The organism is Streptomyces sp. NPDC051172 (assembly GCF_040682555.1).
Classification (GTDB): Bacteria; Actinomycetota; Actinomycetes; order Streptomycetales; family Streptomycetaceae; genus Streptomyces.
The window spans coordinates 57,558-73,253 of record NZ_JBFBBE010000032.1; the positions used below are offsets into that span (position 1 = coordinate 57,558).

The 15,696-nt window shown below is 71.6% G+C and carries 13 protein-coding genes; 2 read left to right on the forward strand and 11 right to left on the reverse strand.

Annotation, left to right across the window (positions count from 1 at the left end):
* Positions 1 to 53: 53 nt before the first annotated feature.
* From AB0N07_RS20920 to AB0N07_RS20950, 7 genes are all read right to left on the reverse strand, one after another.
* Positions 54 to 1,349: a hypothetical protein gene (locus AB0N07_RS20920; RefSeq protein ID WP_365837083.1), complete on the reverse strand. Its 1,296-nt coding sequence runs from the start codon at positions 1,347 to 1,349 to the stop codon at positions 54 to 56.
* Positions 1,346 to 2,452, reverse strand: coding sequence for a hypothetical protein (locus AB0N07_RS20925; RefSeq protein WP_365837085.1), 1,107 nt, complete (start codon positions 2,450 to 2,452; stop codon positions 1,346 to 1,348). Before AB0N07_RS20925 ends, AB0N07_RS20920 begins: the two co-directional genes overlap by 4 nt.
* Positions 2,449 to 3,303, reverse strand: coding sequence for a hypothetical protein (locus tag AB0N07_RS20930; RefSeq protein WP_365837087.1), 855 nt, complete (start codon positions 3,301 to 3,303; stop codon positions 2,449 to 2,451). Before AB0N07_RS20930 ends, AB0N07_RS20925 begins: the two co-directional genes overlap by 4 nt.
* A gap of 199 nt (positions 3,304 to 3,502) precedes the next feature.
* Entirely contained in the window at positions 3,503 to 4,180 is a 678-nt protein-coding gene (locus AB0N07_RS20935; protein ID WP_365837089.1) for an LPXTG cell wall anchor domain-containing protein, read from the reverse strand.
* Positions 4,181 to 4,363: 183 nt separating this feature from the next.
* Positions 4,364 to 5,626 carry a serine--tRNA ligase gene (gene serS / locus AB0N07_RS20940; protein WP_365837091.1) on the reverse strand — a complete coding sequence of 421 codons (1,263 nt, stop codon included), beginning with the start codon at positions 5,624 to 5,626 and terminating at the stop codon, positions 4,364 to 4,366.
* A gap of 293 nt (positions 5,627 to 5,919) precedes the next feature.
* Entirely contained in the window at positions 5,920 to 6,447 is a 528-nt protein-coding gene (locus AB0N07_RS20945; protein ID WP_365837093.1) for an ATP-binding protein, read from the reverse strand.
* A 253-nt stretch (positions 6,448 to 6,700) separates the two neighbouring features.
* A complete protein-coding gene (locus AB0N07_RS20950) occupies positions 6,701 to 7,078 on the reverse strand; it encodes an STAS domain-containing protein (protein ID WP_365837145.1) in 378 nt (125 codons plus the stop codon).
* 238 nt (positions 7,079 to 7,316) lie between these two features.
* Here AB0N07_RS20950 and AB0N07_RS20955 point away from each other — a divergent pair, with 238 nt between their 5' ends.
* Positions 7,317 to 8,246, forward strand: coding sequence for an RNA polymerase sigma factor SigF (locus tag AB0N07_RS20955; protein ID WP_365837095.1), 930 nt, complete (start codon positions 7,317 to 7,319; stop codon positions 8,244 to 8,246).
* Positions 8,247 to 8,431: 185 nt separating this feature from the next.
* The gene (locus AB0N07_RS20960; RefSeq protein WP_365837097.1) at positions 8,432 to 10,024 is read left to right on the forward strand and encodes an RICIN domain-containing protein; all 1,593 of its coding nucleotides are present in this window, start codon (positions 8,432 to 8,434) and stop codon (positions 10,022 to 10,024) included.
* A gap of 13 nt (positions 10,025 to 10,037) precedes the next feature.
* Here the strand turns inward: AB0N07_RS20960 and hutI are convergent, their stop codons facing one another.
* The 4 genes from hutI to hutU form a co-directional block, all read right to left on the reverse strand.
* Positions 10,038 to 11,210 (reverse strand): imidazolonepropionase, encoded by a 1,173-nt coding sequence (gene hutI, locus AB0N07_RS20965; protein ID WP_365837099.1) that lies wholly within the window; start codon positions 11,208 to 11,210, stop codon positions 10,038 to 10,040.
* A 38-nt stretch (positions 11,211 to 11,248) separates the two neighbouring features.
* On the reverse strand, positions 11,249 to 12,610 hold the full coding sequence (locus AB0N07_RS20970) for a formimidoylglutamate deiminase (RefSeq protein ID WP_365837101.1): 1,362 nt from the start codon (positions 12,608 to 12,610) through the stop codon (positions 11,249 to 11,251).
* Positions 12,607 to 13,809 (reverse strand): allantoate amidohydrolase, encoded by a 1,203-nt coding sequence (locus AB0N07_RS20975; protein ID WP_365837103.1) that lies wholly within the window; start codon positions 13,807 to 13,809, stop codon positions 12,607 to 12,609. Before AB0N07_RS20975 ends, AB0N07_RS20970 begins: the two co-directional genes overlap by 4 nt.
* Positions 13,810 to 14,006: 197 nt before the next feature.
* On the reverse strand, positions 14,007 to 15,671 hold the full coding sequence (gene hutU / locus AB0N07_RS20980) for a urocanate hydratase (protein WP_365837105.1): 1,665 nt from the start codon (positions 15,669 to 15,671) through the stop codon (positions 14,007 to 14,009).
* Between the last annotated feature and the right edge of the window lie 25 nt (positions 15,672 to 15,696).

A 15,696-nucleotide genomic window follows, 5' to 3' on the forward strand; every position in this document is an offset into this window, starting at 1 on the left:
CCCATCGGTGCAGCGGCCCTCTGTGTCGTCGTGCCCCGCGCCCCTCGAAGCCGCTACCGGACCCGGCGGCCCGGCAGGAACGTGAAGACTGCCGCGCCCAGCAACACCGCCGTCCCCGCCACCAGGCCCAGAGCCTTCAGGGCGCCGTGGTCGCTGGAACCCGTCTCGGCGAGGCCGCCCGTACCGCTGCTGCTGCCGCTGCCGCTGCCGCCGGAAGTCGACGACCCGCCCGACGCGCCGCTCGCCTGCTGTGTCGTGTCCAGGGTCAGGGAGACCTCGGTCCTGTCGGGCCTGCAGGTGGTCGTCGTGCCCAGGGCGTTGATCGTGAGGACGCCCGGAGAGAGCGTCGACCTGCCGTCCGCGCCCGGCTTGTAGGTGCCCGTCAGGTCGGGGATCTCGATGGGTTCGCCCGTCTTGATGTCCTTGGAGTTCGTCGGGCCCTCGACGTGCACCGTGCCCTTGTCGGCGCCGCCCAGGACCACCTCCATCGACGGCTTGACCGAGCCCTTGGGGATGTCGGCCGGGCTGTCCATCACGGACTTCTTGAACTGCACGGTGAGGTCGAAGCTGCCGCCGTTCTTCCTGGCGTCGATCTGGATGGGCGAGGTCGCCTTCTTCTCACCGATGGGCGACTGGCAGGTGTACGGGATGTCGACCTGCTTGCCGGTGAAGTCGGTCCGGTCGCTGCCGGTGCCGTCACTGGCGGAAGCGGAGGCCGACGCGGACGGCGAGGCGGACCGGGAGGCCGAGTCGGTCGGCTCCGGTGTCGTGCTCGACGAGCTTCCGTCGCCCGGCGAGACCTGGATCGTCGCCGCCTTCTGCACGGTCTCCTTGGGCGTGCACTTGGTGTCCGTCGACATGGCGTTGACGGTGTACGCGTCCGGCGTCAGCGTCACCGCGCCCGGTGCCGTCAGCTTCAGGCTGCCCTTCATGTCGGACAGCACCATGGCGCCGCCCTTGGGGATGGCCGGGTTCGTGCGCGTCCCCTGCATCGCGATGTCGGCGGTCTGTGCGCCGGCCGCCTTCAACACCCCGGACGGCTGGACCGAGTTGGCGGGCAGGTCGATGATGTCCGGGTTCTTGGAGGCGGCCTGGACGAACTTCCATACGACGTCCACCGTGTCGCCCACCTTTGCCGTGGCCGGCGCGGTGATCTCGACCTTCGTGGTGCCGTCGACAGGGGTGATGCCCGCGGGCGGCACGCAGTGCGTCGCGAACGAGACCTCCGCGGCCTGCGCGGGCCCGGCGGCCAGGCCCAGCAGGATGCCTGCCGAGCCCAGTACCAGGGCGGCGCCCGCCGCACCCGCTCTCCCGCTGCCGACCGGTGTGACTCTCCTGCGCTTTCTCACGGGGGTCCCTTCCTGGTGGGAGTCGTAGGACTCGTCGGACTGTCGTCGTGGTGCGGTGCGGAGAGCCGGCCGGCCGTGCCCGGATCGGAGTCCGGGGTGAACCACGGCAGGGTCGGATTCGAGGGAGGCTCCTGAGCCGCCTTGGGACCGAACTTCGGCATGCGCAGGGCCAGTTCGGGCAGGTGGAGTCCCCGGTGCCGGAGGCCGCCGGCGCGGCGCGGCCGTACCCGGTCCACGATCGCCATCCCGGCGCGGAACAGCGCGGCCGGCACGACCACGCAGACCAGCAGCCAGAACAGGGTCACGCCCCACGGGCGGCCCACGCCCCAGGGCTGCTCGGCGAGGACCTTGCCGCCGTACCTGAGGGAGACGGTGTAGTCGCCGTGCGCTCCCGCCGTCAGTTCGACGGGGAGTTTGATCTGCGCCTTCTTGCCGGGTGCCAGGGTGCCGCGCCACTCCTGGTCCTCCCACTGCGGGGCGAACACGCCGTGGGAGGTGCCGAGTTGGAAGACAGGGTTCTTGATCGCGCTGGTGCCGGCGTTGCCGACGGTGAAGACGAGGGTGCGTGCGGGCGGCGCGCCGAACCAGGTGAGCAGGCCGCTCGACCCGTCGAGCCGGGTGTCCGTGAGGACCGACAGTTGCCCGCCGGACGGCTCGGCGGGCAACGGTTCGACGGCGTGCCCGGCCACCTGGAAGACCGCGTCCGCCTGCGCCTTCGTGCCCTCGACCGTCGCCACGTGCACCACGCACGGGCACGGCACCGGCGGCTCGGCGACCGGCAGCCCCTTGCTGAAGGAGCCCTTGGCGTCGGTGGTGACGGCCCTTCCGTCCGAGTTGGCACAGGAGTTGGTGCCGCCGATCACACCCCGGGACGGCGTCGCCTGTCCGCAGATCAGCATCATCAGCAGGGCGTGCGGACGCCAGCCGCTGCCGCCGACGGTGATCGAACCTCCGGTGCCGGCCTGGGACTTGGAGAGCCCGACCGTCGGCCCGTCCGCCGCAGCCGTGCCCGCCAGGGGCAGCAGGAGCAGCGCGAGCACCGCGAGCACCGCGAGCACCGCGAGCACCGCGAGCAAGGCCGTGATCCGCAGCTTGCCGTTCACGTCACCGCTCCCGTCAACTCGGCTTCCGTACGCGGGGATTCGAGCGACTCCCCGTCGCCCGTGCGGCGCCCACGACGTCGTGGACCTCGTAGACCTCGTAGACCTCGTACGAGAAGCAGCGCGCCCCCGGCCACCACCGCACCCGCGACCCCCGTCACCGCTCCCCACGGCACGAACCGCACCGACACGCCGGCCGAGTCGTGCGCGCCGCCCGCCGCCGTCACGGTCAGCCGGACGTCGACCGAGTCCAGGGCGGGGCGGTCGGACCAGGGCTCGGCGAGACGAAGGCGCTGCCCGGGCCGCAGGTGGACCGGCAGCGCCCGCGGGGCCCGGTCGAGCACCGGTCCGAAGACGCCGTCGGCGTGCACGGCGAGGCTCGGCACGAGCACCGTGGTACCGCGATTGACCAGGTCATACGTGATGCGACCACCCCGCACGGCCACATGCTCCACGGTCAGCGCGGACAGCACCGGCCCACCCGCCCGCAGCCGGACCGGAACCACAGCCCGGCGGCCGTCCTGATCACGGGCAACGATCTCACCACTGCGATCACCACGCGCACGCACCGCGAACGGCACGTCGGCTCGCGTACGGGCGGGCACCCGCACCCGATCGGCAGCGAAAGCGACCGGGACGCCGGTACCGCTCAGCCGCACCGTGACCACCTGCCCACTCCGGTTGACCACGGACACCGTGTCCTGCAGGACGGCCCCGGGCGCGCCCTCGGCGTAGAAGGACGGGCGTCCGCCGCCGGAGGGCACGAGCGACCACCCGTCGGCGGCCGAGGCCGCCGGAGCGGCGGTCATGACGAGCAGCAGGGACACGAGCAGGACGCGAGCGGCAGTTGGCATCCGGCGGCTCCAGTGGTCGTGCGGCAGAGGTGTCGGAGGGTCAGTGAAGTCCGCGCGGTGCGGCAGCGCCCCTTCAGGGGCGCGGGGCTGTATCGATTTGCGGCTCCGCCGCGATGGGGGTCGCCCCGCTCGAGCGCAGCCGAGAGTGGGGGAGCGACCAGCCACGACGAAGCCGCAGCCAACAGCCATCGCGGCAGCCCTAACGCGGCACCTGGTTCCGCCGGGTAAGCCACAATGCGCCCGCCACTCCGGCAAGGAGAACCGTGCCGCCAAGCGTCCCCAGCGCGACCGCCGAGTCAGCGGGCCCGGTCTGCGGCAAAGAGCCGCCGGAATCCGCCCCGCCCTGACCACCCCCGGCGGAGCCCCCCGTAGCCGTCACATCAAGGCTGAGCGCCGGCCCCGGATTGTTCGACGGCGTGCACGTGGTCGTCGTACCGAGCGCCTTGATCGTCAGAATGCCCGGCGTGAAGGTGACCTTCCCGGTCTTCTTCGGCGTGTACGTGCCCGTCAAGTCGTTGATCTTGATGGGGGTGTTGGCGGGGATCGCTGCCTGGTTGGCGGGCCCGGAGACGGACACCGTGCCGCTGTCGGCGCCGCCCAGCACGATGGTGGCGCTCGGGTTCATCGCGCCCTTGCCCAGTTCGACGGGGCTGGAGGAGACGCCCTTCTGCCACGACATGGTGAGCTTGTAGGCGCTGCCGCTCTTGACGCTCTTGATGTCGATGGGCGAGACGGCACTCTTGTTGCCGATCGGCGTCCTGCACTGGTAGTTGACGTCGACGACCGTGGCCTCGGCTGCGGGGGCGGCGAGCAGCACCGCCGAGCCGGCCAGGGCCGCGGCGGACGCGAGCGCGGCGGTTCGATTCCGGTACGACACGGTTCCGCTCCCTCTTCGAGATCCTCGGGTTCCTCCGCCAATTCCTGACGGCACATCAGATTCGGCCGTCAAGGTACGCCCGGCGCCCTGAGGAGGGAAGAGAAGGTGCGCGCCGGAGTTGTGGGGATCCGGCGCGCACACGAAGGGGTTCGAGTGGAGGGGGTGACCCTGGGTAACCCTGAGCTAGTGCGCCCGCAGGACGTCCGGCGCTCCCCACCGCCGCAACACCTCCGGCACCGCCACCGTGCCGTCCGCCCGCTGGTGCTGTTCGAGGAGCGCGGGCAGCAGGCGGCTGGTGGCGAGACCCGAGGCGTTGAGGGTGTGCAGGTAGGCCGGCTTGCCGCCGTCGGCCGGGCGGTACCGCATGGCCCCGCGCCGCGCCTGGTAGTCGCGGGCGTTCGACACCGAGCTGACCTCGGCGTACGCGCCCAGGCTCGGCAGCCAGACCTCCACGTCGTACGTCTTGGCCTGGGCGGGGCTGGTGTCCCCGGCCGCGAGTTTGGTGATGCGGTAGTGCAGGCCGAGTCCGGCGACCAACTCCTCGGCGCGGGCGAGCAGTTCGAGCTGGGCGGCGCCCGAGTCGCTGGGGCGCGTGTACTGGAACAGCTCGACCTTGTTGAACTGGTGGCCGCGCAGGGTGCCCCGGTCCGCGGTGCGGTGGGCGCCGCTCTCCTTGCGGTAACAGGGCGTGTAGGCGACGTACTTGAGCGGCAGCTCCCGCTCGTCGAGGGTCTCGCCGCGGTGCAGGTTGGCCAGGGCGGTCTCGGCGGTGGGGAGGAGGAAGTGCTCGTCCACGCGGAAGACCTCGTCGGCGAACTTCGGGAACTGTCCGGCCGTATAGCCCGCTTCATGGGTGAGCAGGTGCGGCGGCAGCACGAACTCGTAGCCCGCCCGGCGGTGGGTGTCGAGGAAGTGGTTGAGCAGCGCCCACTCCAGGGCGGCGCCCTGGCCCCGGTAGATCCAGTAGCCGCTGCCCGCGAGTGCCGCGCCCCGCCGGTGGTCGACGAGGCGGAGGTCCTCGGCGAGCTGCACATGGTCCTTGGGCGCGAAGCCGAACGCCGGCGGGGCGCCCACGGCCCGTACGACCTGGTTGTTCTCCTTGCCGCCCGCGACGACGTCGTCGTCCGGGAGGTTGGGCAGGGCGTCGAGGAAGTCCTGGTGCCGCCGTGCGAGCCGGTCGAGCCCGGCCTCGGCCTCCGTCAGCCGGTCGGCCAGGGCCCCGGCAGCGGCCTGGAGTTCCTCGGCGGCCTCTCCGGCCCGCCGTCGGACGGCGATGTCCGCCGAGATGCGCCGGCGCTCGCCGCGCAGCCGCTCCACGGCCGTCCGGGTCTCGCGGAAGGCGGCGTCCAGGGCTAGGAAGGCCGGGATGTCGGCGTCCACGGCGCGCTTGCGCAGGGCGTCGCGGACGGTCTCGGGGTGCTGTCGGATGCGGGTGACGTCGAGCATCGTGCACGCTCCGTCCGGTTCTGCCGGAGCGGCACGCGCCGCCCCGGGGATGGCCCCTCGGGGCGTGGGCGAGAGGGTGCTCGCGGTGCCACCACGCCTTCACCGCCGTACGTGACGAAAGCTCACGGCCGTACGGCGGTCTCGTTCTGGCCCTGTGACGGGGGCCGGCCGGCGGGGCATTTCCTCCCCGCACTCGGGAGTGGATTCGCCCTGGTCCGCATGGACCCGGCTACTTGTCTCCGTCAGCGCGTTGCAGACGAGGGTAGGCAGCGGGGCCGGGCCCGCCAAGCGAATTACGCCGGGGCGCCCAGCTCCGCCCACACGGTCTTGCCGGTCACTCCCGGTGTCCGTACGACGCCCCAGTCCAGACAGAGCCGCTGCACGATGAACATGCCGTGCCCGCCGGGGCGGCCCGCGCGGTGCGGGGTGCGGGGTGCCGGCTGGCCGGAGCCCTTGTCCGAGACCTCGATGCGGATGACCTTGTTGTCGCAGGCGATCCACAGCCGGTCCGGGCCCTCGGCGTGCAGACAGGCGTTGGTGACCAGCTCGGAGACGACGAGCAGCACGTCCTCGGCGGCGGCCCGCTGGTCGGCCGTGGCGGCGGGCAGCCAGCCCCACGCGTACAGGGCCTGGCGGGTGAAGTCGCGGGCGAGCGGCACGACGCCGCTCTCACCGTCGAAGTTCAGGCTGCGGGCCTGACCGCCGCCCATGGACGACGCGGGCGCAGCCGACGACGGGGCCCCGTCGCCCTCGGACGCCCCGGAAGCGCCGGTCGGCTCCGGGCCGCGGTCGCCCGGCGAGTAAGGCCGGGTGGTGCTCATCAGCGCTTCACCTCACCGATTCACCGATTCACCAGTTCACGATTCAAGAGTCAGTACGTACCTCGACGGTGGATCCGCCGCTGTGCCGTCGACGCGTTGCTGCCGACATGTTCAGGATGTCCCTGCCGACAGGATGTCTCCTGCCCGACCGAACCGGCAGAACACCCCCCTATTCGGCCCGGAGGGCGCGACGCCCGGAAAGTGCCGGTCACACAGGGGTGAGTGGGGCAGGACATCGGGCGCGGCGGCCGGCTCAGCCGGATTCCTCGGCCAGGGCCGCCTCGAGCGTGTCATGGACGGTGAAGACCGCTTCCGCCCCGGTGATCTCGAAGACGCGCGCCACCACGGGCTGCATCCCCGCGAGATGCACTCCACCCCCTGCGGCCTCCGCCTTCAGGCGTGCGCCGAGCAGCACATTGAGCCCGGTGGAGTCGCAGAACTCCAGCCGTGTGCAGTCCACCACCAGCCGGGTGAATCCCTTGGCGAGGCATTCCTCGAGTGGCTCACGCAACAGATCGGCGGTGTGGTGATCCAACTCACCCACCGGGGTCACTACGGCGCTGGAGCCCTCTTCCCTGACCTCCACCAGTAGCCGGCCAGACTGTGCGCTGCCGACCGTCCCGCGGTCCATGCCGTCTTTCTCCCGACGTCGTGACTGCTGACTCACGCCCTCGAACACTACGCCTTCCTCACACTCTCCGACACCCGAACAACCGCACGCAAACGGACATATGTCCACAGAATGCACTTGCGGCGGACGTGGGAAAGCGGGTAGGGCTAGTAGAGATACGTAACCGACCACGGCCGGCTTTGGAGGCGCCGCACACCGCAGTGCACGCACTGGCTTCGGCAGCCATATGCCGAGAACGATGGAGGACATCATGTCACCCCGGCTCGACGCATCGCATACCCAGGAGGCGACGTCGGCATCCCCTCCGGAACATCTGGATCCCATCGAGAGCATCGAGAGCAACGACCCAGACACGCTTGCCGGGCTGGCAGGCCTTCCGGAGATCCCCCCGTACGACGAAGTGGGACCGGTAGACGCACGCGCGCTCTCCAAGACCCTCTTCGAGCGCCTTGAGTCCCTCGAGGAAGGCACGTACGAATACTCGTACGTCCGTAACACCCTCGTCGAGCTCAACCTCGCGCTGGTCAAGTTCGCCGCCTCCCGCTTCCGCTCACGGAGCGAGCCGATGGAGGACATCATCCAGGTCGGCACGATCGGCCTGATCAAGGCGATCGACCGGTTCGAACTGGCGCGGGGTGTCGAGTTCCCCACGTTCGCCATGCCGACCATCGTCGGCGAGATCAAGCGCTTCTTCCGCGACACCTCGTGGTCGGTGCGCGTACCGCGCAGGCTGCAGGAGCTGCGGCTCGACCTGGCCAAGGCCGGTGACGAGCTGGCCCAGAAGCTCGACCGGGCGCCGACGGTGGCGGAACTCGCCGAGCGCCTCGAGCTGACGAAGGAAGAGGTCGTCGAGGGCATGGCGGCGTCGAACGCGTACACCGCCTCCTCGCTGGACGCCCAGCCCGAGGAGGACGACGCCGAGGGCGCGCTCGCGGACCGGATCGGCTACGAGGACCACGGACTCGAAGGCATCGAGTACGTCGAGTCGTTGAAGCCGCTGATCGCCGAACTCCCGCCCCGGGACCGGCAGATCCTCTCCCTGCGCTTCGTCGCGGGTCTGACCCAGTCCGAGATAGGCGACGAACTCGGCATCTCGCAGATGCATGTGTCGCGGCTGCTGTCGCGGACGCTGACGCGCCTGCGCAAGGGGCTCACACTCGAGGAGTGACGCTCTCCCCTGCCTCGTCCTGCTGAGCGCGGTCCGTCCGGTTGCCGGGTGGGCCGCGCTCAGGCGTTCCCTGAGTTACCCACAGAAACTCTTTCCCCAGAGGTTTCGATCCATCACTATGGGCCCCCATACCCGCCGGTAGGTCAGGATCCCGGCGGGCTGCAAGCGCGCAAGGAGGCGGGCGGATGGCTCGGGCCGACGGGACCGACGACGGAGTCGAGACCGGGGGCGGCCGGGAGTCTGGGGGTGTACCCCCGAATGAGGTGCATGCGGGCGCGTCCGACGCGCGGCTGACCGAACTGCTGCGCACCAGCGCCCCGACCCTCTATCCGGCCCTGCAGGAACTCCGCGCCCGCCATCAGCCGTCGGTCCTCGACTACGTCCGGCTGTGCACGGCGAGCGAGTCCGCCGCACGGGACCTGGCCGCGCAGGCATTCACCCTGGCGGTCCGGCAGACGGCACGCGGCACCGAACCCCTGGTCCCCCTCCGTCTTCACCTCCTGCTCCTGACCGGGCGCCTGGCCGCCTCCTGGGCGACCGAGGGGCGAGCCGACGGTCTCGACCCTGGCCTGCTGCTCGCCTTGACCGCGGCGGGCTCCGACGTCCCCGTACCGCCCATGCTCACCGCCTTCCGGTCCCTCCCGTCCCGTGCCCAGGGCCTCGTCTGGTACGGCATCGTGGAGCAGGAGGCGCAGGACAGGACGGCGGCTTTCCTCGGCCTGACCCGCGAGGACGTGGGCCACGAGACCGCCTCCGCCCTCCAGGCCATGGGCCAGGCGTGTCTGCGCTCCCGTCTGGCCGCCTCGGCCGACCCGCGCTGCGGCAACTTCGGCCGGCTCATCGAGGAGTCGGTACGGCCGCACAGCCCGCGTACCAGCGCCGACCTGCGGGCCCACATGGTGCACTGCGCCCACTGCACGGCGGCCTACGAGGAACTGTCGGCCCTGCGCGACGCGCCACGCACCGTGCTGGCCGAGGGCCTGCTGCCGTGGGCGGGCAAGGCGTATGTCACGACGCCCGAGGAGGCGCCGCGCCCCAAGGCCCGTGCGGACGTCGCGCCGTGGCCTCCGTCCCGGCGCCTCCTGCTGACCTCGATCGCCGCCGGGGTGGCCCTGGCGCCCCTGCTCATCTTCCTGCTCTCCCAGGCCGCTTCACCGTCCTCGCCGCCCCAGGAGGCGGCGGGCGCGGTGGGTACGCCGACGATCCCGGCGCAGGTCACGGTCACGGCGACGGTCTCCGCCGTCCCTTCGCCGTCGCCGTCACCGTCGACGAAGAGCAAGTCGCCGTCGCCGACGCGGAGTTCCGCCCCGTCCAAGCGGCCCTCGAAGTCGCCGTCGAAGTCTCCGAAGCCCTCCCCCTCGCCCACTCACGCCCCGGACGGCACGTTCGCGCAGATCGTGAACGTCGCCACCGGCCGGTGCCTGGACGTACGCGACGGCGACTTCCAGAACGGCACGGACGTCGTCACGGCACCCTGCTCCTCGTCCAACACCCAGCGCTGGCGCGTCGACTCCGCGCGCGGGGTGGTGCAGTCCTCGGCCGACCCGGACTTCTGCCTGGACAGCCGAGGTGATGTGGACCGGGGCGTGGGCATCTGGACGTGCGACTCGGTGTACGGCAGGAACGGCCAGAACCTCATGTTCATGGTGGACGCCGACGGTGTGATCCGGCCCGCGATCGCCATCGAGACGGCGTTGACGCCGTACGGGGGCGACGGGCTGTCGCTGCGGCCGCTGGACGGCGGTGCCGAGCAGCGCTGGCGGGCGGGGGCCTCCTGACCCGGAAGCCCGGTCAGACTTCCCGGACGCCCCGCCGCCACACCCCGGTGACCAGCGGCACGCCCGGCCGGTAGGCGAGGTGGACGTGGCTCGGGGCGTCGAGGGTGATGAGGTCCGCGCGGGCGCCGGGGCTCAGGCGGCCGATGTCGTCCCGGCGCAGCGCCCGGGCGCCGCCCGCGGTGGCCGACCAGACCGCCTCGTCCGGGGTCATCCCCATGTCCCGTACCGCGAGGGCGATGCAGAACGGGACGGAGGAGGTGAAGGACGAGCCCGGGTTGCAGTCGGTGGAGAGGGCGACGGTGACGCCCGCGTCGAGGAGACGGCGGGCGTTCGGCCACTCGGCGCGGGTGGAGAACTCGGCGCCGGGCAGCAGGGTGGCGACCGTACGGCTGCCCGCGAGCGCGTCGACGTCCGCGTCCGTCAGATGGGTGCAGTGGTCGGCGCTGGCCGCGTCCAGTTCCACGGCCAGCTGGACGCCGGGTCCGTAGGAGAGCTGGTTGGCGTGGATGCGCGGGTGCAGGCCCCTGGCCCTCCCGGCGGTGAGGATCGCGCGGGCCTGGTCGCCGTCGAAGGCGCCCTTCTCGCAGAAGACGTCGATCCAACGGGCGTACGGCGCACACGCGTCGAGCATCTCGCCGGTGACCAGGGCGACATAGCCGGCGGGGTCGTCGGCGTGGTCGGGGGACACGATGTGGGCGCCGAGGTAGGTGACCTCGTCGGTGTGGGCGGCGGCGATGCGCAGGGCGCGGGACTCGTCCTCGGTGGTCAGGCCGTAGCCGGACTTCGTCTCGAAGGTCGTGGTGCCCTGACGGAGGGCTTCGGCGAGGTAGCGGGTGAGGTTGGCCTCCAGCTCCTCGTCGCTCGCGGCGCGGGTGGCGGCGACGGTGGTGCGGATGCCGCCCGCACTGTACGACCGCCCGGACATCCGGGCGTTGAACTCCTGCGTCCGGTCGCCCGCGAAGACGAGGTGGGAGTGCGAGTCGACGAAACCGGGGAGGACCGCCCGGCCGCCGGCGTCGAACCGGTTGTCAGTGGCGGGTGCTTTGCTTGATTCACCGGTCCACGCGACCCGGTCGCCGTCGATGACGAGCGCCGCGTCCTGGATCAGTCCGAGGGGGGAGCCGTCACCGAGGGAGGGGTCGTTGGTGACCAGCGTGGCGATGTTGGTGATGACGGTGCTGCTCATCGTCGTGTCCTCGTGGGTGGCCGGACGGGGGATTGTGGTCAGCCGCGCAGGGCTTCGACGGCCTGCGCGAGGGCCTGCGGCACATCCGGTACGAGCGCGTGCGCGCCGTCGCGTACGACGTGCCGGCCGCCCACGACCGTGTGCCGTACGTCCGCTGCGGTCGCCGCGAATACGGCGGTCTCGGCGCCGAGCCTGGGCAGCGGCCCCGCTGTCCTGACCGAGTCGAGTGCGATCGTCGTGAAGTCGGCGAGGGCGCCCTGCTCGATCCTGCCCGCCTCGTCCCAGCCGAGGGCGGCGTGACCGTCGGCCGAGGCCGCCCGCAGCAGTGCCGCGGCGGTCCAGTGGCCGCGGCTGCGGGAGCGCAGGCGCTCGTTGAGCTCCATCGCGCGGGCCTCTTCGAGCAGGTCGATGACGGCGTGGCTGTCGGAGCCGAGACTGAGCGGGGAGCCCTCGTTCTGCAGGGCGACGGCCGGTCCGATGCCGTCCGCGAGGTCCCGCTCGGTCGTCGGGCACATGCAGGTACCGGTGCCGGAACCGCCGATGAGGGAGATGTCCTCGGCGGTGAGATGGGTGTTGTGGACGCCGGTGGTGCGCGGGCCGAGCACCCCGTGCAGGGCGAGGAGCTGGGTCGGGGTGCACCCGTGGACTTCCAGGCACGCCTCGTTCTCGGCGGTCTGCTCCGACAGGTGCACATGGAGCGGGGCCCGCCGCTCCTCGGCCCACCGCGCCACGGTCGCCAACTGGCCGGCGGGCACGGCCCGTACGGAGTGGATGGCCGCACCGATCCGCGCGTGATCGCGTTCCTTGAGAACTGAACAGCGTTCGGCCCAGGCCTCCGCGCTGCCGTCGGAGAAGCGCAGCTGGTGGGTGCCCGGCGGCTCGCCGCCGGGCCGGTTCGAGAGGCCGGAGGAGAGATAGAGGGTGTCCAGGAGGGTGATACGGATTCCGGCGTCGGCGGCGGCCGCGATGAGGGCCTCGCCCATGGCGTTGGGGTCGGCGTAGGGGGTGCCGCCGCGCGCGTGGTGGACGTAGTGGAACTCGCCGACGGAGGTGACGCCCGCCAGCGCCATCTCGGCGTACACGGCGCGGGCGAGCGCGTGGTAGGTCTCCGGGGTCAGCTTGTCGGCGACCGAGTACATGACCTCGCGCCAGGTCCAGAAGGTGCCGGAGCCGACCTGGACGGTGGAGCGCAGGGCGCGGTGGAAGGCGTGCGAGTGGGCGTTCGCCAGCCCCGGCAGCGTCAGTCCGCGCAGGATCTCGGCGCCCGGGGGCGGGGCGGGCACGTCGGTGCGGACGGCGGTGATGCGGCCGTCGGCGACGTCGAGGGCGACTCCCGGCTCGACGTGGGTGTCGAGCCAGGCGTGCTCCAGCCAGTACGTCCGCGTGTGGGGGTGCGTCACCTGCAGGCCAGCCCTTCCAGTACGTCGGCGAGTGCGAGCACCCCGGCCACGCAGTCGTCCTCGGCGGCGAACTCGGCCGGGGAGTGCGAGACACCCGTGGGGTTGCGCACGAACAGCATGGCGGTCGGGATGCTCCCGGAGAGGATTCCGGCGTCGTGTCCGGCACCGGTACCCAGGACGGGCACCGTGATGTCGGTGTCCTTGCCGAGGATGCGGGCCAGTTCGTCGCGCAGGGCGTGGTCGAACTCGACGACGGGCGTGAAGGACTCACGGACGACGTCGAGGTCGATGCCGTGTGCGGCGGCGTACTCGCGGGCGGCCTTCTCGATCCCTCCGACCACGGCGTCGAGGCGCTGCTGATCCTCGGCGCGGGAGTCGAGCCAGCCGCGCACGAGCGAGGGGATGGCGTTGACACCGTTCGGCTCGACGGCGATCTTGCCGAAGGTGGCGACGGCACCGGCGAGTTCGGCCTCCCGGCGGGCGGCGAGCACGGTCTCGGCGTACGACAGCATGGGGTCGCGCCGGTCGACGAGACGGGTCGTGCCGGCGTGGTTGGCCTCGCCCCGGAAGTCGAACCGCCAGCGGCCGTGCGGCCAGATGGCACTGGCGATGCCGACGCGGTCGCCGGACAGGTCGAGTGCCCGCCCCTGCTCGACATGCAGCTCGACGAAGGCCCCGATCCGCCCGAGCCGCTCCGGGTCGGCCCCGATGGCGTCGGGATCGTACCCGGCGGCCTCCATGGCCTTGGGCAGGCTGACCCCGCCCCCGTCGGTCAGCTTGTGGGCGTTCTCGACGGTGAGCTGCCCGGCGGTGAGCCGCGAGCCGACACAGGCCAGCCCGAACCGGGCGCCCTCCTCGTCACCGAAGTTGACGATGGCGAGCGGCTTGCGGAACTCCACTCCCCTGCCACGGAGTTCGTCGAGCGCGGCAAAGGAGGACACGACGCCCAGGGGCCCGTCGAAGGCACCCCCGTCGGGCACGGAGTCAAGATGCGACCCCGTGACGACGGCATCCCCGGCCCCCGGATCCCCGACCCAGGCCCACTGATTCCCGTTCCGGTCGACCTCGTAGGCCATCCCGCGCGCCTCGGCCTGCTCCGTGAACCAGGCCCTGCATTCGGCGTCGGCCCCGGTCCAGGCGAACCGCCGGTACCCACGAGACTCGGCGTGCCGCCCGATGGGAAGCAACTCGCGCCACATGGAGTGGAACGAGCCACCACCGCCAGGCTGCGCGGCCTCGGGCCGTCCAGGCTGTGGGCAGTCGTTCCGCAGGGCGATGGGGGTCCCCCCGCTCGAACGAAGTTGAGAGTGGGGGCGGGTGGGCACAGCCGAACCCGCAGTCGGCGACGAGAGCTCAGCCCCCACCGAAGAGTTGCCGTGCCCGCCCTCGACCTGCCTCACGCCTCGTCACCCTCGCGCATCGGAACCCGTACACCCCGCTCGTCCGCGACCGACTCGGCGATGTCGTACCCGGCGTCGACATGCCGGATGACACCCATCCCGGGGTCGTTCGTCAGCACCCGGCGGATCTTCTCGCCCGCGAGCTTCGTACCGTCGGCGACAGACACCTGCCCCGCGTGGATGGACCGCCCCATGCCCACACCGCCACCGTGGTGGATGGACACCCAGGACGCACCCGACGCCACGTTCACCATCGCGTTCAGCAGCGGCCAGTCGGCAATCGCGTCCGAGCCGTCGAGCATGGCCTCGGTCTCGCGGTACGGAGACGCCACGGACCCGCAGTCCAGATGGTCACGCCCGATGGCCAGCGGAGCCGCCAGCTCACCGGAGGCCACCATGTCGTTGAACCGCTCCCCGGCCTTGTCCCGCTCGCCGTAGCCGAGCCAGCAGATACGCGCGGGCAGCCCCTGGAAGTGGACCCGCTCCCCCGCCATCTTGATCCAGCGCGCCAGGGACTCGTTCTCCGGGAAGAGGTCCAGGATCGCCTTGTCGGTCTTCGCGATGTCGGACGCCTCACCCGACAGCGCGGCCCACCGGAAGGGCCCCTTGCCCTCGCAGAACAGCGGCCGGATGTACGCCGGCACAAAGCCGGGAAACGCGAACGCCCGCTCGTACCCGGCGAGTTGAGCCTCGCCACGGATCGAGTTGCCGTAGTCGAAGACCTCCGCACCGGCGTCCATGAAGCCGACCATCGCCTCGACGTGCCTGGCCATCGACTCCCGCGCGCGCACCGTGAACCCGGCCGGGTCCTTCGCCGCCGCGTCCGCCATGTCGTCGAAGTCGATGCCCAGCGGCAGGTACGACAGCGGGTCGTGGGCGGAGGTCTGGTCGGTGACGATGTCGATGGGGGCGGACTCGGCGAGCATGCGGGGCAGCAGTTCGGCGGCGTTGCCCAGCAGGCCGATGGAGAGCGGGCGGCGGGCGTCGCGGGCCTCGACCGCGAGCTGGAGGGCGTGCTCCAGGCTGTCGGCCTTCACGTCCAGGTACCGGTGCTCGATGCGGCGCTCGATGGCACGCGGGTCGCAGTCGATACAGATCGCGACGCCGTCGTTCATGGTCACGGCGAGGGGCTGGGCACCGCCCATGCCGCCGAGGCCGGCCGTCAGCGTGATGGTCCCGGCGAGAGTGCCGTTGAACTTCTTCGCGGCGACGGCGGCGAAGGTCTCGTAGGTGCCCTGGAGGATGCCCTGGGTGCCGATGTAGATCCAGGAACCGGCGGTCATCTGCCCGTACATGGTCAGGCCGAGGGCCTCCAGGCGGCGGAACTCCTCCCAGTTGGCCCAGTCGCCCACCAGGTTGGAGTTGGCGATGAGGACGCGCGGGGCCCACTCGTGGGTCTGCATGACGCCGACCGGGCGGCCGGACTGGACCAGCATGGTCTCGTCCTGCTTCAGCCCCTTCAGGGTCCGCACCATGGCGTCGAAGGAGCGCCAGTCGCGGGCCGCCTTGCCGGTGCCGCCGTAGACGACGAGCTTGTCGGGGTGCTCGGCGACCTCCGGGTCGAGGTTGTTCTGCAGCATCCGCAGGGCGGCTTCCTGCTGCCATCCCAGGGCGCTCAGTTCCGTACCGCGCGGTGCTCGGACGGGGCGGGGTCCTGACATGGTCTGCCTCCTAGCGGATTGTTGC